Source organism: Ferrovibrio terrae (genome assembly GCF_943371255.1).
GTDB classification, from domain to species: domain Bacteria; phylum Pseudomonadota; class Alphaproteobacteria; order Ferrovibrionales; family Ferrovibrionaceae; genus Ferrovibrio; species Ferrovibrio terrae_B.
This window is the reverse complement of sequence record NZ_CALRUC010000077.1, coordinates 1-20,916: the sequence shown is the minus strand read 5'-3', so window position 1 is coordinate 20,916 and position 20,916 is coordinate 1. Positions and strand designations below refer to the sequence as shown.

Genomic DNA, 20,916 nt, shown 5'->3' with positions numbered 1-20,916 from the left:
AAATACCAGGGCGAGCGCAAATTCCTGGTCGCCAGCAGCGACGGGCGCGGCTTCGTCTGCCCCGAGGCCGAGATGCAGGCCGCCACCCGCACCGGCAAGCAGATCCTCAATGTGCAGGCGCCGGCCGAGGCCTGTGTCTGCAAGACCGTTGAAGGCGATACGGTTGCTGTCGTCGGCGACAACCGCAAGCTGCTGCTGTTCCCGCTGTCGGAACTGCCCGAGATGACCAAGGGTCGTGGTATCACACTGCAGAAATACAAGGATGGCGGCCTGGCCGATGCCAAGACCTTCACGCTGAAGCAGGGCCTGAGCTGGGTCGATTCATCGGGCCGCACCAAGACCGAGAGTGACATCAAGGAGTATCGCGGCGAACGCGCCCAGGCCGGCCGCATCGTGCCGCGCGGCTTCAACAAGAATAACCGGTTCTCGTAAGCTGCCATCGTCGCTCCCGCGAAAGCGGGAGCCCAGTCTACCAGCAGGCTGGATGCCCGCTTTCGCGGGCATGACGATTGAGAGTCATCCCGCCGCCTTCAGCTTCTCGCGGTCATATCCCGCCACGCGTTTATAGCTGTCGGTGATCGCGGTCAGTTCGGCCGGGCTGATCACATCCTCGATGCGCGCGAACGGCTTGTCGCCGGTGCGCTCGAACACCTCGCGCAGGATGGCATCCGGCGGGTTGGTGCGGTTGGTCAGCACCACCTGCGCCGTCGCCGGCAGGCGCAGGGCCTCATAGGCTTGCAGCGCATTCACCGGGTCTTTCGTCTCGGCCAGCAGATCGGCCAGCACGGCGCAGTCGATGATCGCCTGGCCGGCGCCGTTCGAGCCGCGCGGCACCATGGGATGTGCCGCATCGCCCAGCAGGGTGACGCGGCCCTCGGTCCAGTGGTCCAGCGGATCCTGGTCGACCATGGGGAATTCCAGCGCCATGTCCGCATCGCGGATCATTTTCGGCACATCCAGCCAGTCGAACGTCCAGTCGGCGAAGGCGGGCAGGAAGTCGTCCAGGTTGCCCGGCCGGCTCCAGTCGCGCTTGCGATAGACCGGTGTCTCGATCTCGGCCACCCAGTTCATCAGCTGGTTGCCGGCGGCGTCGATGGTGTCGCGGATCGGATAGATCACCATCTTGCCATGGCTGAGCCAGCCGGCGCGCACCATGCAGGCGCCCGACAGGATCGGCTGCATCCGCGTCACGCCGCGCCACATGTTGACGCCGGAATAGCGCGGCTCGCCTTCTTGCGGATGCATCTGCTTGCGGATGGCGGAATGGATGCCGTCGCAGGCCACGATCACATCCGCGCTCTGGTCGGGCAGGGCCGCGCCGGTCGTGGTGTCGCGGAACTGCGCGGTGGCCTGGCGTGCATCCTGGCTGAAGCCGGTACACTGCCAGCCGGTATGAATGCGGTCCTTGCCGAGACGCTGCTCGACAGCGGCCAGCAGGATCATCTGAAGGTCGCCGCGATGGATCGAGAATTGCGGCCAGTCATAGCCGGCCGCGCGGCCGAGCGGCTCGCGATGGATCAGTTGGCCGAAGCGGTTGAAGAAGGCGGCATCTTTAGTCGCCACCGCCACGCGGGCCAGCTCGCTTTCCAGTCCCAGCCGGATCAGCTCTTTCGTGCTGTGCGGCAGCAGGTTGACGCCGACGCCGACGGCCTTGATCTGCGGCGCCATCTCGAAGACGCGGCAGGGAATGCCGCGCTCATGCAGGGTCAGCGCCAGCGTCAGGCCGCCGATGCCGCCGCCGATAATCAGCACATCCATACGCAGGTATCCTTATTCGGGCTGGATCTTGGCGTCGTTGATCACCTTGGTCCAGCGCGCCAGGTCTTTCGCTGTCAGTTGCGCCAGCGCATCCGGCGTGCCGCTGCGCACCACCATGCCCTGTTTTTGGATGGTTTCGCGCACGGCGGGATCGGCCAGGATCTGGTTCAGCTCGGCATTCAGGTGCTTCACCATGTCCGGCGGCGTCTTGGCCGGCGCATACATGCCGTACCACAGATCAACCTCGAAACCGCTGACACCCTGTTCGGCCAGAGTGGGAATCTGCGGCGCCATGCTGGAGCGCTCGGCACTGGTCAGGCCCAGCACGCGCACGCGGTTGTCGGCCAGATAGGGTAGCGCGGTATGAACCGGCATGATCATGGCACCGACGGTGCCGCCCAGCAGGTCCTGCACCGCGCCGCCCGACCCCTTGTAGGGAATGTGGTTGAGATTGATGCCGGCGGCGAGCTTGAAGGATTCCATCGCCAGATGCTGCGGCGTGCCGTTGCCGGGCGAGGCATAGTCGATCTTGCCGGGCTGCGCCTTCGCCAGCGCGATGAATTCCTGCAGGGTGGTTGCCTTCACCGACGGATGAATGGCCAGCACCAGTTGCCCCAGCGCGATCATGCCGATCGGCGTAAAATCCTTCACCACATCGTAAGGCACGTTCTTGTACAGCGGCGGCGTCATCACGAAGGTGTTCGCAGTCACCATCAGCGTGTAGCCGTCCGGTGCCGCGGTCGCCACCACCTGGCTGCCGATATTGCCCGAGGCGCCGACGCGGTTTTCGACCACCGCCGGCTGGCCCGAGCGTACCTGCAGTTGCTGGCCCACGATGCGCGCCAGCGAGTCCATGCCGGTGCCGGGCGAGAAGGGCACGATGATCTTCACCGGCCGCTGGATCAGCGATTGCGCCCGCGCAGACGTGACCCCGGCCGGCAGGGCGGCGAGAGCGAGAGACGCAGCGGTGGCGCCCAGCAGGCTGCGGCGCGACAGGGTGATGGAGCGGGATGCTGCGATGGATGACGTCATGTTTCCTCCTGAGGCCCGCTTCATTGTCGGGTCGCTAAAATCGTCATACGTATGACGAATAGGCCGGACGGCCGGTTCTGTCAATTCACGAAATCAGGCGCCGGTGCAGTCTGCGCTTGCACTGCGCGCGGTGATCGGGCAGGGACGGGGTATGGCGAAATCCAACCGCAACGCGCATCCGCTGCCCGAGATTTACGACCGCCCCGGTTTCCAGATCCGGCGCGCGCACCAGAATTCCGTGTCCGTCTTTCTCGAAACCCTGAAACCCTTCGACCTGACCCCGACCCAGTTCGGTGCGCTCACCATGGTCAGCCGCTGGGGGCCGGTCAGCCAGATCGATCTGGCGCGCAGCCTGGGTTTCGACCGGTCGACCACCGCGCTGGTGGTGCGCCTGCTGGTCGGCCGCCGCCTGATTGCCCGCATGGCCGATCCGAAGGACCGACGCAAATTCGCCCTGACGCTGACGCCTGCCGGCCGCAAGCTGCTGGAGGGCTGTCGCACCGCGGCGGAACAGGCCCGGCTGGCCTTGCTGGCACCGTTCAGCAAGGCCGAGGCAGCGGAATTCCTGCGCCTGCTGCGCCGCTTCAACGCGGCTTTTGACGGTGTGTCGCGGGCCCCACCGGTGGTGCAGGCAACAGCCGGCGAGCTTGTGGCCAAGGGCAAGAATAAACCAACCGGAAAAGCAATCAAAACGCGTCTTGTAAACAATAAGACTAGCCGTTAAGTGTGTCTTTACTCGGAATACGATTATTAAAAGTAGAGCAGGGTGGATGCTTTCGTGGGTGGCGATGTAGCCGGTCAGAAAGACCGGATACCGCAGCTGACTGGCTGGATTTACGCGCTCGTCGATCCGCGCGACCACAACATTTTCTACGTCGGCCAGACCCGCGACCTCGACAGCCGCAAACGCACCCATTTCGCCGGCGGCCATTCGGTCTCTGGTGCCATGATCAAGGTGCTCCGCAGCAACGGCCTGCTGCCGCTGGTGGTGGTGCTGGAGGCCGATATGCCGCTGCGCCGGCTCGGCATCGCCGAGGCCTTCTGGATTGCCCTGCTGCGTCGGCGCGGCTGCGAACTGCTGAACGTGCCGCTGCAGGCCGATGCACGCCGGCAGTTGCAGCATGCGGCCCGCAGCGCCGGCTTTGGCGCGCCCCGCATCGCCGCACCCAGTCCGGATGACCGCCTCGGCCCGGAACCCCTCCTGCAGGAACGCGAGCAGCGCCGGCAGCAGCGTGTGCGGGCGCTGAACCTGCCGCTCAACACCGGCAAACCCTGGACATCGGGTGAGGATGCCGCCCTGCAGGCGCTGTTCCGCCACGGGCTGCGCGCCGACGATATCGCCCGTCGCTTCGGCCGCTCGCGCGATGCGGTGGCGGCGCGCCTGGTCCGGCTGGGGCTGGCGGAAGCGGGTCGCCGTCTCGACAAGGCGCCGTGATCGATGCTGCCTTAGCCCTTCGTCACCGTGGTGGCGAGTTCGGTATTTTCCAATTCGGCGCGGATGCGTTCGAAGGATATTCCATGCACGCAGCGCCGCAGTGCAACCCGACCCTTGGCGGCGAGGTCATGCCGGTCGTTGCCGTTGGCCAGCGCGATGACATGCAGCGGATTGTAACCGGCCTGTCGCAGCTGCGTGACGTAATATAGCTGACTGCTGAACGACACTCTGGCATCCAGCGGATCAGACAGAATGATGATCTTCGGTTCGGGATTGCGCGGAATCCTCGCGATGTGACTGACCGGGTCATAGGGATCTGGCAGGCCGGTATTATCTACCGTGCGGCCCTGCTCGGCGGCGCGTTTCATCAGGGCCGTCGATCCGGATGCGATCGACGCACAGCCGATGTCGCTGCGCCGGGTCAGCATCGCGGCGGTGACGTAGCCGCCGCCGGATTGCCCGGTCATATGAAAGCGTTCAATGCCGTATTTCGCCTTGATGGTGTCCAGCGTCGCCGTGAGCAGGGCGGTCTCGCGCGGTTGCTTGCGGTACTGGTGATTGCCGGACGAGCCATGCGACCCGGGACGCGTGAGATAGATGTATGGCCGGCCGGCATCTTTCGACCAGCCCGCCACCAGGGCTTCGAGCTTGGCCGGCGATTGTTTCAAATAGGCCGGCTCTATGTTGACGCGGTAGTTGTTTCCCAGCGTCAGCAGCGTGGTGTCGCCGGGCACATAAACCAGCACATCGGGATTTCTGCTGCCGGAGAGATTGGCCGGGTAGTAGCGGATGCAATCGCCCTTGCCATCGACGGTCACCCAAGCCGCATGTGGGACCCGGGCGCAGAGCTCCGCGGTGGCTTCGCTGCCAAAGACGAGATTGGGACGATCGAAGGCCTCGTCGCCGACGGGAATTTTCAGCTCCGCCGAGATGCTGTGCCGTGCCAGGACTGCCGCGCAGAAAAACACGATCAGCGCGGCGCATAGTCTCATTCTGGCCCTGGTCATGCAGGTTCCCTTTAATTCCCCGGGTGTGGGAAATTTATAGTCAATGTGACGGCGGGTCGATTGTAGGCTGCCGGAAAGGAAAAGGGCCGGCGCGGGGTTGCCCGGCCGGCCCGTCTCATTCGGCTGTCGCGATCAGAACACGCCGAAAATGTAGAGCAGAATGATAATCGGGATCGGGATGCCCAAGAGCCAGAGCAGGATGGCACGCATGTCGAAACTCCCTGTTGTCATAACCATTCCATAAACGGTTGATGCGTCTTTTTGTTTCACCTGCCATGGCGCTCTTTGCGGCGCCGGCGGAAGCCTGTTTGATACCGGCAGGCCGGTTGTGGAGTCGGTCATTTTGTACTATATTTGTTCTTTACGACGGGTCGCGGGAAGCTGACATGACATTGTATGCAGTCAGGACATTTTATGCAGACAGGGCGGGCAGGACTGAACCCGAACGGGCTCGAACGGACCTGAACGAACCCCAACGAACCCCAACGAACCTCAACGAACCCGAACGGACCCGAACGAACCTGAACGAACCCGCGCGAACCGGGATGGTGCCATGCTGATCGACTACCTCCAGGCCGCCTTTCTGGGTGTCGTCGAAGGCCTGACTGAGTTCATTCCGGTTTCCTCCACCGGCCATCTGATCCTGCTGGTCGACCTGCTCGACTTCGAGGGGCCGCCGGGCAAGGTGTTCGAGATCGCCATCCAGCTGGGCGCGATCCTCGCCATCTGCGTGGTCTACTGGCCGCGCCTGTGGAGCACGCTGTCGGGGCTGGGCCGCAACGACACCGCCAACCGCTTCACCGTCAATGTGCTGTTCGGCTTCCTGCCGGCACTGGTGATCGGCTTCTTTGCGCATGGCTTCATCAAGGGCGTGCTGTTCAATCCCTGGGTCGTGTCGGTGGCACTGATCGTCGGCGGCCTTGCCATCCTGGCGATCGAGCGCTTCACCGGCGAAGGCGAGGTGAAGAGCGTCGATGATTTCAAATTCCGTCTCAGCCTGAAGATCGGCCTGCTGCAATGCCTGGCGATGATCCCCGGCGTGTCGCGCTCGGGCGCCACCATCATGGGCGCGCGGCTGCTGGGTGTGCAGCGCGCGGCAGCGGCGGAATTCTCCTTCTTCCTGGCCGTGCCCACCATGGTGGCCGCCACGGCCTATGACCTGTTCAAGAATCGCGACGGCCTGACGCTGGATGGCGCCGGCCTGATCGCCGTTGGCTTCATCGTGGCCTTCCTCTGTGCCGTTCTGGTGGTGCGCACGGTGATCGGCTTCATCAACCGCTACGGCTTCGTGCCCTTTGCCTGGTATCGCATCGTCATCGGCGCCGCGATGCTTGCACTCCTCAGCCTGCGCTAGAAGAATGAAAAAAAGTCCGGAGGATATCGTCGATGGGAGAGGGGCTGCCGCCATCGGTCTACGCGGCGTTTAAGCACAGCGCCACGGCGCATCCGCAGAACAGTTTCCTCTGCGTGCCGATCCGCCCTGACCGCGCCTATGCGCCGGACGGGCTGGAGCTGAGCTACGGTGCCGTTGCGCTGATTGTCGATGATCTGCGCGCGCGCTATGCCGCGGCCGGTTATGGCATCGGCCATCGCGTCGGCCTGCTGCTGGAAATGCGGCCGGAGTTTTTCTTCCATGCCCTGGCGCTGAATGCGCTGGGCTGCGCCGTGGTGCCGATCAACCCGGATTACCGCCATGACGAGATGCTGTACCAGATGCGGCATTCCGAGGCCGATCTGGTCGTTGGCGTGCCGCATCGTGTCGATGATCTGGAAGCTGTGGCCCGTGATCGCCACGAAAAGCCGCTGCCGGTGCTGGATTGCACCGCCGTTCCCGCTGTCATCCCTTCGCCGCAGCAGAAGGCGACCGGTGGCAGCATCACACATGATACCGAATGCACCTTGCTCTACACCTCCGGCACCACCGGCCGGCCCAAGGGCTGCATCCTCAGCAATGTCTATGTGCTTACGGCCGGCGACTGGTATCGCAAGCTCGGCGGCGCGGTGGCGATCAAACCGGGCGTCGACCGCTTCTACAATCCGCTGCCGCTGTTCCACATGAACCATGGTGCGGTCACGGCCGCCTGCGCCATGCTGACCGCCAACTGCCTGATCCTCACCGAACGCTTCAGCCCGAACCGCTGGTGGCAGGAGGTGGTGCAGACGCGCGCCACCATCATCCATTATCTCGGCGTGGTACCGCCTTTGCTGCTCAACCAGCCGGAAACGGCGGAGGAGAAACAGCATACCGTACGCTTCGGTTTAGGTGCAGGTGTAGAACCGCAATTGCATGGCGTGTTCGAGCAGCGTTACGGCTTCCCGCTGATCGAGGTCTGGGGCATGACCGAGACGGGCCGCATCTTTGCCGACTGCCACGCGCCGCGCCAGATCGACACCCGCGCCTTCGGCCGGCCGCTGCCCGGGCTGGAGGCCATGGTGGCCGGTCCCGATGATCGCGAAGTGCCGCGCGGGCAGGAAGGCGAACTGCTGGTACGCCATTCGGCGGCTGATCCGCGACGCGGCTTCTTCTCGGGCTATCTGAAAAACGAAAAAGCCACGGAAGATGCCTGGGCCAATGGTTGGTTCCACACTGGCGATGTGGTGCGGCAGTCTGACGATGGCATGCTGTATTTCGTCGACCGCATGAAAAACATCATCCGCCGCGCCGGCGAAAATATCGCCGCGGCCGAGATCGAGGCCTGCCTGCAGGCGCATGATGCCGTGGCGCAGGTGGCGGTGCTGGCCGCACCGGATGACATTCGCGAAGAGGAAGTGATGGCCTGTATCGTGCCGATGTCCGGCCATGCGCCGACGCCGGTGCTGGCCGAGGCGCTGTTCGCCTGGTGTTTTGACCGGCTGGCCTATTTCAAGGCACCGGGTTGGCTGCTGTTCGTCGACAGCCTGCCCACCACCGGCACCCAGAAAGTGCAGAAGACGCAGATTTTCAAAGCCGGCGAGGATCCGCGCGCGCGCGCCGGGATTCACGACTTCCGGGCGCGCAAAAAACGGTAAAATGTCGCAGCCGGCCACCCTTGACCCGGGCGGGGGTGCGGTCTTTGTTTCAGGGCATTCGGCCAGTGATGTTCAGGGATTCAAGATGCAGACGATGACGGCTTTGAAGGCGGTGGCGGAACGGCGCGAGGGCGATGCGCGGGCCGTGGCGCTGTGGCTGTTTGCCGTCGCCGGCCTGGTCGCGCTGATGGTGGTGATCGGCGGCCTGACCCGGCTGACCGAGTCCGGCCTCTCGATGGTGGAATGGAAACCGATCACCGGCTGGCTGCCGCCGCTGTCTGACACCGCCTGGGCGGCCGAATTCGAGAAATACAAACAGTTTCCCGAATACCAGAAGATCAATATCGGCATGACGCTGGAGGGCTTCAAAAGCATCTTCTGGCTCGAATACATTCACCGCCTGCTCGGCCGCCTGATCGGCGTTGCCTTCGCGCTGCCGATGATCCTGTTCTGGATCGCCGGGCGCATCCCCGCCGGCATGAAGCCGCATCTGCTGCTGATGTTCGTGCTGGGCGGCAGCCAGGGCGCGCTCGGCTGGTTCATGGTCGCCAGCGGCCTGGTCGATCATCCCGATGTCAGCCATTACCGGCTCACCGCCCATCTGGGCCTCGCCTTCCTGATCTTCGCCTATCTGCTTTGGGGCGGGCTCTCGCTGCTGCGCCATGGCCGCATGGTGGCGGCACGGGGCGGCGGCATCGCGGCGCTGCTCACCGTCGTGATCTTCTTGCAGGTGCTGTCGGGTGGTCTGGTCGCCGGCATGAATGCCGGCCTGGCGCATAACACCTGGCCGCTGATGGAGGGCGCCTTCATTCCCGATGGCCTGCTGATCGCCAATCCGTGGTGGATCAACTTTTTCGAGAATGCGATGACGGTGCAGTTCCAGCACCGCATGCTGGCCTATCTCGTCTTCGTGCTGGCGCTGCTCACCGCGCTGCTGCTGAAAGGCCGTGCGCCGACCGGCCTGCGTCATGGCCTGCTCAGCGCCGTGCTGCTGCAGGTCGGGCTTGGCATCGCCACGCTGCTCCAGCATGTGCCGGTTGCGCTCGGCACCCTGCACCAGGCCGGCGCCGTGGTAGTGCTCGGCATCGCCGTCACGCTGTGGCATGACCGCGCGCTGGCCCGGTATGACTGAGATCGTCCTGCTCTACTGCACGTCGGCCAGCACCGCCGAGGCCGAGGCGATTGCCGAAGCCGTGGTGGGCCAGCGGCTCGCCGCCTGCGCCAATATCCTTCCCGGCATGCGCTCGCTCTACTGGTGGCAGGGCAAGCTGGAGAAGGGCGAGGAGGCCGTGCTGATCCTCAAGACCCGGCCCGATCTGGTCGAAGCCGTCACAGCCGCAGTAAAAGCCGTCCATAGCTACAGCGTGCCCTGCGTGCTGCCACTCGACGTGGGACAGGGCGGTAATCCCGACTACATCGCCTGGCTGCTGGGCGAGACGAAGCCGCCGGCCTGACACCCGTTTTCCGGCCACGGTTTCGTGATCGGTCTTTTCCCGCCGGATATGCAGACTACATGTCTGCTCTGTTGCACAGGAAACGCCCCATGATCCGCCGCACGCTCGCCACCGCCCTGACTGCATTGCTGCTCTCCGCCGCCACCCCGGCCCTGGCCTTCGAGGCCGGCCGGGCCATTCCGGCGCCCGTGGCAGATGAGACGGTTAAAACCGCACCCTCCGCCGTGGCGATCCTGGCCGGTGGCTGCTTCTGGGGTGTGCAGGGCGTGTTCCAGCATGTCGAGGGCGTCACCATGGCCGTTTCAGGCTATGCCGGCGGCGACAAGGCGACGGCGGACTACAAGCGGGTCAGTGCCGGCAGCACCGCCCATGCCGAGGTCGTGCAGGTGACCTACGATCCGCGCAAGATCACCTATGGCCAACTCCTGCAGGTCTACTTCTCGGTCGCGCATAATCCTACCCAGCTGAACCGCCAGGGGCCGGATATCGGGCCGCAGTATCGTTCGGCAATCTTCCCGCTCGATGCGGAGCAGGCCAGCGTGGCGAAGACCTATATCGACCAGCTGAACCAGGCGCGTGCCTTCGAGGCCAAGGTGGTCACCACCATCGAGCCGGGCAAAGCCTTTTACCCGGCCGAGGACTATCACCAGGACTACATGACCCTGCATCCGACCCAGCCCTATATCTTTATCAACGACCTGCCCAAGGTGGGTGAGCTGAAGCGCTTTTTCCCCAAGCTGTACCGCGACAAGCCGGTGCTGGTGAAAGCCGGGTCCTGATTGTCACGATACATTTTAGGGTCTTGCCCGGTGGCGCCCGAGGCGTAGGCTGACGGCTCCTTCCCGGAGAGTCGTTATGTCCCGTTTTGCCGGTTTCCTGACGCTGGTGTTTTCCAGCCTCGCCCATACCTATTCCCATCTGTTCACGCTGCTCTATGCCACCGTGGTGCTGGTGCTCGAGCGCGAATGGGGGCTGGGCTACGACACGCTGTTCGCGCTGTCGATCCCGATGAGCGTGCTGTTCGGTGCCGCCGCACTGCCGGCCGGCTGGTTGGGCGACAAGTGGAGCGCGTCGGGCATGATGGCGCTGTTCTTCTTAGGCGTCGGCGCCTGTTCGATCGCCACCGGTTTCGCCGATACGCCGCTTGCCATCGGCCTGGGGCTCGCCGGCATCGGGCTGTTCGGCGCGATCTATCATCCGGTCGGGATTCCCTGGCTGGTGCGCAACGCGGTCAACCGCGGCCGCGCGCTCGGCATCAACGGCGTGTTCGGTTCGGTCGGCACGGCGGCTGCCGCGCTGGTCGCCGGCTTCCTCGCCGATCTCTATGGCTGGCGCGCTGCCTTCATCATCCCGGGCATCATCTGCCTGGTCACCGGCGCCGGCTTCATCTGGGCGCGGCAGGCCGGGCTGCTGCTCGATCGCGGCGAGGATGCCGTGCCGACGCCGGCGCCCGGCAAGAGCGACATCTGGCGCGTCTTCTGGGTGATGTCGGCCACCATGCTGTGCACCGGGCTGATCTTCCAGGCGACCGCCTTCGCGCTGCCCAAGGTGTTCGATACGCGGCTGTCGGGGCTGTTCAACGACAGCATGCTGGGCATCGGCGGCATGGTCACGCTGGTCTATACCGCTTCGGCGCTGTCGCAGCTGGTCGGCGGCGAGCTGGCCGACCGCTACGCGCTGCGCAGCGTCTATGCCGCCGTGCAGTGGCTGCAGATTCCGGTGATTATCATTGCCATGATGCTGATCCATCCGGCGCTGGTACCGGTGGCGGCACTGATGGTCAGCCTCAATGTGGCGGGGCAGGCGGCCGAAAACTCGCTGCTGGCGAAATACACCCCGCCGCAATGGCGCGGGCGCGCCTTCGGCGCCAAGTTCGTGCTGACGCTCGGCGTATCCTCGCTCGGCGTCGCTGTGATCCCGGTGATCTACCGCGTCACCGGCACGCTCGACATGCTGTTCATCCTGCTGGCGGCGGCCGCTGCCGGTGCCGGCATTTTCGCGCTGCTGCTGCCGCGTGAGCGTGCGGCACAGCCGGCCGGGGTGGCGCAGGCGGCGGAGTAATCACACAGCGTTCAACGCCCGATCCAGATCCTTGATCAGGTCGGCGACATCCTCGATACCGATGGAGAGCCGGATCACGTCGTCGCCGGAGCCGGCCGCCGCGCGCTGCTCAGGCGACAGCTGGCGATGGGTGGTCGAGGCCGGATGGATCACCAGGCTGCGGGTGTCGCCCACATTGGCCAGATGCGAGAAAATCTGCACGGTGTCGACGAATTTCAGGCCGGCCGCGTAGCCACCCTTCAGGCCGAAGGTGAAGACCGAGCCGGCGCCGAGGGGCAGATAGCGCTGCGCGAGCTTTTCATATTTGTCACCCTTCAGGCCGGCATAGCGCACCCAGGCGACCTTGGGATGCTTGGACAGGAACTCCGCCACCGCCAGCGCATTGTCGCAATGCTTGCGCATGCGAAGGCTCAGCGTCTCCATGCCGGTCAGGATCATGAAGGCATTGAAGGGCGAGATCGCCGGCCCGAGATCGCGCAAAGAGATCACGCGGCAGGCGACAGCCAGCGCCATGTCGCCAAAGGTCTCCCAGAAGGTGAGGCCGTGATAGGCCGGCGAGGGCTTGGAGAGATGCGGGAACTTGTCGTTCTGGCCCCAGTCGAACTTGCCGGAATCGACAATTACGCCGCCCATGGAATTGCCATGGCCGCCCAGGAATTTGGTGGCCGAATGCAACACGATATCGGCGCCATGCTCGATCGGGCGGCAGAGATACGGCGAGGCCATGGTGTTGTCGATGATCAGCGGAATGCCGTTGCGATGCGCGATCTCGGCCAGGGCCGCGATGTCGGCAATCACGCCGCCGGGATTGGACAGGCTCTCGGCATAGATCGCCTTGGTCTTCGTCGTGATCGCTGCCTCAAAACCGGCAAGATCGTCGGGGTCGACAAAGGTGGTGTGCCAGTCGAAGCGCTGGAAGCTGACGCCGAGCTGGGTGATCGAGCCGCCATAGAGTTTGCTGGAGGCCACGATATGGTCGCCCGGGCTCATCAACATATGGAAGGCGACCAGCTGCGAGGCATGGCCGGTGGCGACCGCCGTGGCGGCGCGGCCGTTCTCCAGTGCGGCGACCTTCTGCTCCAGCACCGCCGTGGTCGGGTTGGTCAGGCGGGTATAGATGTTGCCGAAGCTCTGCAGGTTGAACAGCGATGCGGCTTGGTCGGCATCCTCGAAAACAAAGGCGGTGGTCTGGTAGATCGGCGTCGAGCGCGCGCCGGTGACCGGATCGGGCGCCGTGCCGGCATGCACCTGCAGGGTGTCGAAACCATAGGGCGAGGTGTTGTCCGCCGCGCGGTTGGCAGCAGGCTTGGTCTTATCAGTCATATCTTTAAATCCTGCGCTGGCGCTTTGAACTGATGACGCGGGTGTTGACGCCCATCCAGCCGATCTCCTGGCTGAGTCGGCCGTATTCGATCTTGGGGCAGCGGTTCATCACCACCTTCAGCCCGGCGGCCTCGGCCTTTTTCGCGGCCTCGTCATGGCGTACGCCGAGCTGCAGCCACAGCACCTTGGCGCCAATTTTAATGGCTTCATCGGCAATCGGCGGGATGGCGTCGGAATTGCGGAAGCAGTCGACCATGTCGACCTTCACCGGAATCTCGCCCAGCGACGCATAGACCTTCTCGCCGAGAATCTCCTTGCCGGCATCCTTGGGGTTGACCGGAATGACGCGGTAGCCCTTCTGCTGCAGGTATTTCATCGCGAAGTAGGATGGCCGGTTCCAGTTGGAACTGGCGCCCACCATGGCGATGACATTGACGCTGCGCAGGATGCCTCGGATGTAGTCGTCGTCGTAAGCGTCGTGATCGATCTTTTCCAAAACGGTACTCATGGTCAGCGACCCTCCCACCGGGGTTCGCGTTTTTCGATAAAGGCGTCGATGCCTTCCTCGGCATCGCGCGCCAGCATGTTCTCGGTCATCACCCGGCTGGCATAGTCATAGGCTTGCGCCAGCGGCATATCGAGTTGGCGGTAGAAGGCTTCCTTGCCGATCTTCACCGTCAGCGGCGACTTGGCGGCGATCTGCCGGGCCAGCGACAGGGCGGTTTCTGCCAAAGCCCCCTCGGGCACCACACGATTGACCAGGCCGATCTCGGCGGCACGCGCGGCCGGCAGCAGGTCGCCGGTCAGCAGCATTTCCATGGCATGCTTGCGCGATACGTTGCGCGACAGCGCCACCATCGGGGTCGAGCAGAACAGCCCGATATTGACGCCCGGCGTGGCGAAACGTGCCGTCTCGGCGGCCACCGCGAGGTCGCAGCTCGCCACCAGCTGGCAGCCGGCGGCCGAGGCCACGCCATGCACCTGAGCAATCACCGGCTGGGGCAGGGCGACGACCGACTGCATCAGCATCGAGCACTGGCGGAACAGCGCCTCGTACTGCTGCCGGCCCGGATTGGCGCGCACTTCCTTCAGGTCATGGCCGGCGCAGAAGCCTGGGCCGTTGGCGGCAATGATCACCGCTTTGACACTGCGGTCGGCCTTCACCGCATCCAGTTCGGCCTGCAGGGCAGCCATCATCCCGGTAGAAAGGCTGTTATAGGCCTTGGGCCGGTTCAGGGTCAGGCGGACAATGCCGGCTTCGGGCTGGCTGCGCAGAACAGGACTATCGGCGGGTTTGAGGTCGGCTGCGGCTGACACGGGCGTCTCCGGGGCGTTTTTTAACAGGTTGGCGGCCATGATAGGGTGCGTGGCCGTGCAGGGAAAGGTCGCCCGGACAATGCCGGTTCCGGGCCGCATTTCCGCCCCATTACCGGGCCATGAAAGGCGCCCCGGGCCGGGTCGCCCCAGTTGCATGAGGTGGGGGCGGCAGCGTAAAACCGCGAAGTGGCCCGGGCCCGAATCGCCCACCGCCCAACAACAAGAAAGTTCCTGCCGCATGATTCGCCCGATCCGCAAGGCCGTGTTTCCCGTCGGTGGCCTCGGCACCCGTTTCCTGCCCGCCACCAAGGCGATGCCGAAGGAAATGCTGCCGGTCGTCGACAAGCCGCTGATCCAGTATGCCGTGGAAGAGGCGCAGGCCGCCGGCATCGAGGAATTCATTTTCGTCACCGGCCGCGGCAAGCAGGCGATCGAGGATCATTTCGACCGTTCCTACGAGTTGGAAGACACGCTGAAAGAGCGCGGCAAGACCGAGCTGCTCGACCTGATCAACAGCTGGATGCCCAAGGCCGGCGCCGTGTCCTATACCCGCCAGATGGAACCGATGGGGCTGGGCCACGCCGTGCGCTGCGCCAAGTCGCTGGTCGGCGACGAGCCGTTTGCCGTGCTGCTGGCCGACGACCTGATCCTGTCCAAGAAGGGCTGCCTCGCCGAGATGGTGGAAGCCTACAACAAGGTCGGCGGCAACATGATCGCCGCCATGGATGTGCCGCATGAGCACACCAAGCGCTACGGCATCGTTTCGCCGGGCAAGGACAGCGATACGCTCGTCGAAGTGAAGGGTCTCGTGGAGAAGCCGAGCCCGGACAAGGCGCCGTCGCGGACCGCCGTGATCGGCCGCTATATCGTGCAGCCCTCGGTCTTCGATCATCTCGACAAGGTGCAGCGCGGGGCGGGCGGCGAGATCCAGCTGACCGATGCGCTGGCTCGCATGATCGGCGAGGTGCCGTTCCACGGCCTGCGTTTCAGCGGCACGCGCTATGACTGCGGCGACAAGATCGGCTTCCTGCACGCCAATATCGCCTTCGCGCTGGATCGCGACGAGATGCGCAAGGACGCGGCCGAGATCGTCCGCGAGGTTTACAAGACGCTTTAGGTTTGTTGCAGACGGCCATGGTGCCGGGGGGTAGAGAATGCGCGTAGCCATGATTGGCACCGGCTATGTCGGCCTGGTGTCTGGAACCTGTTTTTCCGAGTTCGGCCACAGCGTCGTCTGCGTCGACAAGAACCCCGAGCGCATCAACAGCCTGCTGCGCGGCGAAAGCCCGATCTTCGAGCCCGGGCTGGAAGATCTGGTGGCGCGCAACGTCAAGGCCGGCCGCCTGTCGTTCACCCAGGATATCAAGGCAGCGGTCGGCAATGCCGATGCGGTGTTTATCGCGGTCGGCACGCCCTCGCGGCGCGGTGACGGCGAAGCTGACCTGTCCTTCGTTTATGCCGCCGCCAAGGAAATCGCCGAGGCGATGACCCACTACACGCTGGTGGTGACCAAATCGACCGTGCCGGTGGGCACCGGACGCGAGGTCGAGCGCATCATCCGGGAAACCCGGCCCGATGCCGAATTCGAGGTGGCCTCCAATCCGGAGTTCCTGCGCGAGGGCGCCGCCATCGAAGACTTCATGCGGCCCGACCGCGTGGTCTGCGGCGCCGGCAGCGACCGCGCCAAGGAACTGCTGCGGGCCCTGTACCGGCCGCTCTATATCAACGAAACGCCGATCCTGTTCACCGCGCTGGAAACGGCGGAGCTGATCAAGTATGCGGCGAACGCCTTCCTCGCGACCAAGATCACCTTCATCAACGAGATCGCCGATCTGTGCGAGAAGGTGAATGTGAACGTGCAGGATGTGGCACGCGGCATCGGCCTGGACGGCCGGATCGGCGGCAAGTTCCTGCATGCCGGTCCGGGCTATGGCGGTTCATGTTTCCCGAAGGATACCAATGCCCTGGCTGCGACCGGCCGCAAGTTTGCGGCGCCGCTGCGCATCGTCGAGACCGTCATCGACGTCAACGACAAGCGCAAGAGCCATATGGCAGATAAGATCATCACCGCCTGCGGTGGTTCCGTGAAGGGCAAGACGATTGCCGTGCTCGGCCTGACCTTCAAGCCGGAAACCGACGACATGCGCGACAGTCCCAGCCTGGAGATTCTGCCGGCGCTGCAGGCAGCCGGCGCCACCATCCGGGCTTTCGATCCCGAAGGCATGCATGAGGCGAAGAAGCTGCTGAAGGACGTGGTCTGGTGCAGTGACGGCTACGAGACCGCCACCGGCGCCGATGCCCTGGTCATCATTACCGAGTGGAACCAGTTCCGCGCGCTGGATCTCGACCGGCTCAAGACGCTGCTGCGCCAGCCGGTGCTGGTCGATCTGCGCAACATCTACAAGCCGGCCGAAATGAAGCAGGCCGGTTTCCGCTATTACTCGGTGGGCCGTCCGCCGGTCGCGTAAGCTCAGGCTTTGCGGCGCGGCGCCAGATACCAGGCCAGCGCCAGCAGCAGCAGCAGCATCGCCAGCCCGAAGGTCCATTGATAGGCCTGCAGCGGGTAGTTGCCGTTGCCGCCGCGCGGCCACAGCGCGATCAGCCAGCCCATGCCGGCCTGGGCGAAGAAGGTGAAGCCGAACACCACGCCATTCAGCAGCGTATTGACCCGCCCGGCCTGTTCGGGCGTGAACTGTCCGCTCAGGATCGGATAGGCCAGCACGGTGGTGTTGCTTAAGATCCCGAAAGCAATCCAAAGCAGCGGGTTGGTCGGCGTCCAGCCACCGGCCAGCACGGCCAGCACACCGGCATAGAACACCACGCCCCACACCATGGTGCGGCCCAGCGGAACCCCGCGGCGCTGCAGCCGGTCGGCGGCGATGCCGGTGAGTGTGAAGCCGGCAGTCAGGGCTGCGGCAACGATGAACAGCACCTGGGCGGTGGCGGCACGGTCCAGCCCGCCGACATCGCGCAGGTAGGGCCCGGCCCACAGGCCCTGGATCGACATGCCGCTGGCCATGCCCATCATCGATACCGGCGCAATGCGCCAGAATCGCGCATCGGTCAGGAACTTGCCGCATTCACGCAGTTGCTGCCCCAGGCTGACGCTCGCAGTCGGTGCGGCTTCCCGTTCGGGCACGACGAAGAAGATCAATGCCGAAGCAATGACGGTCAGGGCCGCCAGGCCCCAGAACAGCGCCGTCCAGTGATAGTGCTCCAGCGCCAGCTCGACCGGCAGGGTGGCGGCCAGCGCGCCCAGGCCGCCGGCGGTCATGAACACGCCATTGGCCAGCGCCCAACGTTCTTTCGGCAGCCAGAGTGCGATCGCCTTCATCGCCGACATCAGGCCGCCGGCGACGCCCAGGCCGACCAGGGCGCGGCCGATCACCAGGTGGGTCAGGCCGCTGCCGATGGCAAACACCACAGCGCCGAGTGCTGCCGAGAGCAGCAGGCAGGCCTGCACCCGGCGCGGCCCGAAGCGGTCGAGCAGGATGCCGAGCGGCAGCTGGAACAGCGAGAAGGTGACGAAGTAGGCCGCCGTCAGCGTACCGAGATCGCCGGCGCCGATGCCGAGATCGCGCTGCAGGTTCGGGGCGATCACCGCATTCACGCTGCGGAACAGGTAGGACATGAAATAGCCGCAGGCGAACGGCAGCAGCACGCGGAAGGCCACAAAGCTCATGCTGGAACTGGACAGGCTGGGATTGGAAGCAGGCATCACCCTCGATCCTCTTTGGTTATGCCGTCCTGTCGGTCTGGGTGACCAGACAGAGGGAAGCAACCAAGGGGCGGGATGCCATGCCATCCACGATGCGGGACGGCAAATCAGGGCTTCGGGCGGAGGCAAAAATAGCCAACCGACAGCAGTGTGTCAGCAGCGGAAGAACAGACATTTCCTCAACTTTTTTTGTATTGCCTGGAAGACGGCAAATTAGGAGACGGCGAACAGGTTTATAGCAGCGCTTTTGCCCGGGAGCGAGAACTGTCCCAGCGGGGTGGTGGTCAGACCCGGCGGCGGCGGAGCGGCGGCAATCGCTTCGGCCGAGGCGATGGTGGCGTGTTCGGGGAGGCTTTTGGCGAGTTGTTCGATGCGGGACGTGGTGTTGATCGTGTCTCCCAGCAGGACGATTTCGCGCTTTACTTCACCCATTTCGCCGGTCACCACCTCACCGGCATGCAACACGGCGCGGAATTGCGGGGAAACACCGAAATCGCGCAGATAGTCCTCGCGCAGGGTTTCCAGCCGGGCATGGGCCTCGGCCACGGCAGCAAAGGCGCCCGAGCAATCCCGGCTGCCGTCGAGCGGCCAGGTCACGATCATCTCGTCGCCGACATATTTGTGGATCACGCCGCGCCAGCTCAGTACCGGTTCGGTGAGATCGGAAAAGAACCGGTTGAGCAGGCGGTGGAAGGCCAGGTCACCGATCCGTTCGGCGATGGCGGTCGAGCCACGCATGTCGAAGAAGACGAACAGGCGTTTTTCCCGGCGCGGGTGGTGATAGCGGCCGCGCAGAACGTCGCGCAGCACGCCCGGCCCAAGCAGCTGCGACATCTCCATCATGAACGAAAAGATCGTGCTGAAGATCAGGGCGAAAGTGACCGTGATAATCGTCGTGCGGTTGAAGCCGGTGCCGGGGTCGCCTTCGATCCGGAAAAGCTGTCCGCCCAGCCAGATGCTGCCCAGGATCGCGGCCGTGTAATAGATCCCCTTGATGAGGATCAGCCACAGGAAGGGCAGCCTGCGCAGCCGCGCGCGGCTGGAATTGACCAGGAAGATGTCGAACCAGCCGATCAGACCGCCGATCAGCAGGCCCGTGAATATGCCGCGCAGCACACCGCGGATAATGTCTTCCAGCAGTTCATGCGGCTCGGCATAGGCGAGGATGTAGGTGATGACACCGCCATAGATCGCGCCGGCGACAGCCGAAACAGCCAGCACATAAACCAGGGTTTTGCGATGCCGGCGCTGGAGGTTGGGCGAGGTCATGCGATTGGGATTAGGTGTGGCACGGCATCACTGGCCGTGGAGGAGGTACGGTGGAACTGTAGGGATTCTGGGGCAAGAATGGAATCGCCGCGGTGATGGCGGTCACCGCGGCGTCGGAAGGCGTAGATCTGGTATCGCTCAGGCGTCCGGCGAAACCACCGAACAGGTCATCTTCTCGCGCTTGAGCTGTTCGCAGGTCTGGCGGGCGGCGGTCTGGGTCAGGCCGGTGAGGCGGGCGCGATAGAGGGTGACCTTGCCGGCGTCGACGGCATCGACCAGCGGTTCGGCTTCCGGCGCCTTGTTGCGCAAGCGGTCGAGCAGCTTCTCGGCGGCAGCCGCCTGCTTGAAGGCGCCCAGCTGGACGGCCCATTCGCCGGCCGGCGGATTGGCAGCCGGAGCGGCGGCCTTGGTGGCCTTCTTGATCTGCCGGGCCTTGGCCGAGGTCGGTGCCGGGGTGGCGGCTTCGGCGCTGGAGATCAGGCCCAGGCCGTGGTTCGGCTTCGGGCCCTCCACCATCAGCGGGGCATTGCTGTCGCTGCCGTTCTCGATCTTGTCGAAACCGATATCCAGCAGCTGGATCATGCGGTTGTCGCGGGCAACCACGCTGGTGCCGCCATAGACCACAGCCACGATGCGGCGGCCGTCGCGCTTGGCCGAGGCCACCAGGTTGAAGCCCGAGGCGGCGATGAAGCCGGTCTTGATGCCGTCGGCGCCTTCATAGCGCGTCAGCATGTGGTTGTGGTTGCGGATGGGCTGGTCCTGCCACTCGAACTGGGCGGTGGAGAAGTAGGTATAATAGGGCTTGTGGTTCTTGATCAGCGCGATGCCCAGCGTGGCCATGTCGCGCGCCGTGCTCTTCTGCTTGGTGTTGGGCAGGCCCGAGGCGTTCTGGAACACGGTGTTGTGCATGCCGAGCTGGTGGGCCCGGCGGGTCATCATGGCGGCGAACTGCTTCTCGCTGCCGCCGATGGCTTCCCCCAGCACGGTGGCGGCGTTGTTCGCCGACTTTGTGATGGAGGCCAGAATGGCGTCGCGCACGGTGATGGTCTGGCCGGCCCGCAGTGCGATACCATAGGGCTGGGCTGCGGCGTGCTGGGACACGGTCAGGCGCTGCTCCATCTTCAGGCGGCCCTCTTTCAGGGCGTCGAAGGCCATGTACAGCGTCATCATCTTGGTCAGTGACGCCGGGTAGCGCGGGGCATCGGCATCCTGGGCGTGTAGCACCCGGCCGGTATCGGCATCGACCACAATGGCAGAGTAGGGGCCGGCTTCCGCCGGGGCAGCGGCAAAGACCAGGAAGAGAAGGGTGAAACAGATTGTTACAATGGCCGACAGAGTCCGCCCCTTGGCCATATCAGTTCGCTTCATTATGCCTTACCTCGGATGCCCTGACTGCGGGTGACGACCGGGTGCCCCCCAGGCCGCGAATCGGGAGAAGGATATTAACCAGACGCCCCTTTTGTCCAGCGTATTGTTTACTAACAAGTTGAATCTCCATGGATTCACCGTGCCGTTCAGCCGAAACGCAGGAAA

General features: G+C 64.4%; 21 protein-coding genes. 11 read left to right on the top strand and 10 right to left on the bottom strand.

Annotation, left to right across the window (positions count from 1 at the left end; genetic code table 11):
* Positions 1-432: DNA gyrase C-terminal beta-propeller domain-containing protein (locus AAG799_RS15635; protein ID WP_341897555.1), on the top strand; the 432-nt coding region annotated here is incomplete at its 5' end.
* Positions 433-516: 84 nt separating this feature from the next.
* Here AAG799_RS15635 and AAG799_RS15630 read toward each other — a convergent pair.
* Complete coding sequence (locus tag AAG799_RS15630) at positions 517-1,758, bottom strand: flavin-dependent oxidoreductase (protein ID WP_341897553.1); 1,242 nt, start codon at positions 1,756-1,758, stop codon at positions 517-519.
* 12 nt (positions 1,759-1,770) lie between these two features.
* Positions 1,771-2,790, bottom strand: a complete 1,020-nt coding sequence (locus AAG799_RS15625) for a tripartite tricarboxylate transporter substrate binding protein (RefSeq protein ID WP_341897551.1) — start codon at positions 2,788-2,790, stop codon at positions 1,771-1,773.
* A gap of 151 nt (positions 2,791-2,941) precedes the next feature.
* On the opposite strand from AAG799_RS15625, the gene AAG799_RS15620 reads away from it, so the two are divergent.
* Positions 2,942-3,514, top strand: coding sequence for a MarR family transcriptional regulator (locus tag AAG799_RS15620; protein WP_341897549.1), 573 nt, complete (start codon positions 2,942-2,944; stop codon positions 3,512-3,514).
* 54 nt (positions 3,515-3,568) lie between these two features.
* Positions 3,569-4,225 (top strand): hypothetical protein, encoded by a 657-nt coding sequence (locus AAG799_RS15615; RefSeq protein ID WP_341897547.1) that lies wholly within the window; start codon positions 3,569-3,571, stop codon positions 4,223-4,225.
* Positions 4,226-4,236: 11 nt separating this feature from the next.
* Here the strand turns inward: AAG799_RS15615 and AAG799_RS15610 are convergent, their stop codons facing one another.
* Complete coding sequence (locus AAG799_RS15610; RefSeq protein ID WP_341897545.1) at positions 4,237-5,232, bottom strand: prolyl oligopeptidase family serine peptidase; 996 nt, start codon at positions 5,230-5,232, stop codon at positions 4,237-4,239.
* Between the two features lie 132 nt (positions 5,233-5,364).
* Positions 5,365-5,574 carry a hypothetical protein gene (locus tag AAG799_RS15605; RefSeq protein ID WP_341897543.1) on the bottom strand — a complete coding sequence of 70 codons (210 nt, stop codon included), beginning with the start codon at positions 5,572-5,574 and terminating at the stop codon, positions 5,365-5,367.
* Positions 5,575-5,785: 211 nt separating this feature from the next.
* On the opposite strand from AAG799_RS15605, the gene AAG799_RS15600 reads away from it, so the two are divergent.
* The 6 genes from AAG799_RS15600 (at position 5,786) to AAG799_RS15575 (ending at position 11,756) form a co-directional block, all read left to right on the top strand.
* The gene (locus AAG799_RS15600) at positions 5,786-6,586 is read left to right on the top strand and encodes an undecaprenyl-diphosphate phosphatase (RefSeq protein WP_341897541.1); all 801 of its coding nucleotides are present in this window, start codon (positions 5,786-5,788) and stop codon (positions 6,584-6,586) included.
* A 32-nt stretch (positions 6,587-6,618) separates the two neighbouring features.
* Positions 6,619-8,241, top strand: coding sequence for an AMP-binding protein (locus tag AAG799_RS15595; RefSeq protein WP_341897539.1), 1,623 nt, complete (start codon positions 6,619-6,621; stop codon positions 8,239-8,241).
* 94 nt (positions 8,242-8,335) lie between these two features.
* The gene (locus tag AAG799_RS15590; protein WP_341897537.1) at positions 8,336-9,373 is read left to right on the top strand and encodes a COX15/CtaA family protein; all 1,038 of its coding nucleotides are present in this window, start codon (positions 8,336-8,338) and stop codon (positions 9,371-9,373) included.
* On the top strand, positions 9,366-9,695 hold the full coding sequence (gene cutA / locus AAG799_RS15585) for a divalent-cation tolerance protein CutA (protein ID WP_341897535.1): 330 nt from the start codon (positions 9,366-9,368) through the stop codon (positions 9,693-9,695). The genes AAG799_RS15590 and cutA overlap by 8 nt, the downstream gene beginning before the upstream one ends.
* 89 nt (positions 9,696-9,784) lie before the next feature.
* Positions 9,785-10,474 carry a peptide-methionine (S)-S-oxide reductase MsrA gene (gene msrA, locus AAG799_RS15580; protein WP_341897533.1) on the top strand — a complete coding sequence of 230 codons (690 nt, stop codon included), beginning with the start codon at positions 9,785-9,787 and terminating at the stop codon, positions 10,472-10,474.
* Positions 10,475-10,550: 76 nt separating this feature from the next.
* Positions 10,551-11,756, top strand: coding sequence for an MFS transporter (locus AAG799_RS15575; RefSeq protein ID WP_341897528.1), 1,206 nt, complete (start codon positions 10,551-10,553; stop codon positions 11,754-11,756).
* Here AAG799_RS15575 and AAG799_RS15570 read toward each other — a convergent pair whose 3' ends face one another.
* Genes AAG799_RS15570 through AAG799_RS15560 form a run of 3 tightly spaced genes read right to left on the bottom strand, consistent with a single transcriptional unit; the run spans position 11,757 to position 14,396 of the window.
* The gene (locus AAG799_RS15570) at positions 11,757-13,079 is read right to left on the bottom strand and encodes an O-acetylhomoserine aminocarboxypropyltransferase (RefSeq protein ID WP_341897525.1); all 1,323 of its coding nucleotides are present in this window, start codon (positions 13,077-13,079) and stop codon (positions 11,757-11,759) included.
* 4 nt (positions 13,080-13,083) lie between these two features.
* The gene (locus AAG799_RS15565; protein WP_341897523.1) at positions 13,084-13,587 is read right to left on the bottom strand and encodes a CoA-binding protein; all 504 of its coding nucleotides are present in this window, start codon (positions 13,585-13,587) and stop codon (positions 13,084-13,086) included.
* 2 nt (positions 13,588-13,589) lie between these two features.
* The gene (locus AAG799_RS15560; RefSeq protein ID WP_341897521.1) at positions 13,590-14,396 is read right to left on the bottom strand and encodes an enoyl-CoA hydratase; all 807 of its coding nucleotides are present in this window, start codon (positions 14,394-14,396) and stop codon (positions 13,590-13,592) included.
* Between the two features lie 238 nt (positions 14,397-14,634).
* Between AAG799_RS15560 and galU the strand changes: the two genes are divergently transcribed.
* On the top strand, positions 14,635-15,513 hold the full coding sequence (gene galU / locus AAG799_RS15555; protein ID WP_341897520.1) for a UTP--glucose-1-phosphate uridylyltransferase GalU: 879 nt from the start codon (positions 14,635-14,637) through the stop codon (positions 15,511-15,513).
* Between the two features lie 37 nt (positions 15,514-15,550).
* Complete coding sequence (locus AAG799_RS15550) at positions 15,551-16,864, top strand: UDP-glucose/GDP-mannose dehydrogenase family protein (RefSeq protein WP_341897518.1); 1,314 nt, start codon at positions 15,551-15,553, stop codon at positions 16,862-16,864.
* A 2-nt stretch (positions 16,865-16,866) separates the two neighbouring features.
* Here the strand turns inward: AAG799_RS15550 and AAG799_RS15545 are convergent, their stop codons facing one another.
* The 3 genes from AAG799_RS15545 to AAG799_RS15535 form a co-directional block, all read right to left on the bottom strand.
* Entirely contained in the window at positions 16,867-18,114 is a 1,248-nt protein-coding gene (locus tag AAG799_RS15545; protein WP_341897515.1) for an MFS transporter, read from the bottom strand.
* Between the two features lie 213 nt (positions 18,115-18,327).
* Complete coding sequence (locus AAG799_RS15540) at positions 18,328-19,383, bottom strand: adenylate/guanylate cyclase domain-containing protein (protein ID WP_341897513.1); 1,056 nt, start codon at positions 19,381-19,383, stop codon at positions 18,328-18,330.
* A 138-nt stretch (positions 19,384-19,521) separates the two neighbouring features.
* On the bottom strand, positions 19,522-20,751 hold the full coding sequence (locus AAG799_RS15535; protein WP_341897512.1) for a D-alanyl-D-alanine carboxypeptidase: 1,230 nt from the start codon (positions 20,749-20,751) through the stop codon (positions 19,522-19,524).
* Between the last annotated feature and the right edge of the window lie 165 nt (positions 20,752-20,916).